Here is a 334-nt window from a genome sequence, read left to right on the forward strand (position 1 = left end):
TTGACTGCCCCGGCCACGCCGACTACGTCAAGAACATGATCACCGGTGCCGCACAGATGGACGGCGCAATCCTGGTGGTCTCGGCCGCTGACGGCCCAATGCCCCAGACGCGTGAGCACATCCTGTTATCGCGTCAGGTGGGCGTGCCTTACATCATCGTGTTCCTGAACAAGGCCGACATGGTTGATGATGCCGAGTTGCTTGAGCTGGTCGAAATGGAAGTGCGCGAGCTGCTCTCCAAGTACGACTTCCCAGGCGATGACACGCCAATCGTCAAGGGCTCAGCTAAGCTCGCCCTCGAAGGCGACACAGGCGAGCTCGGTGAGCAGGCCAT

General features: G+C 60.5%; 1 protein-coding gene. It reads left to right on the forward strand.

Annotation, left to right across the window (positions count from 1 at the left end):
• Positions 1 to 334, forward strand: a 334-nt coding sequence (locus QWY27_RS15275; RefSeq protein ID WP_290199290.1) for a GTP-binding protein, incomplete at both ends; no start/stop codon positions are given.

The organism is Zwartia vadi, assembly GCF_030410375.1.
In the GTDB taxonomy this organism is placed as follows: domain Bacteria; phylum Pseudomonadota; class Gammaproteobacteria; order Burkholderiales; family Burkholderiaceae_B; genus Zwartia; species Zwartia vadi.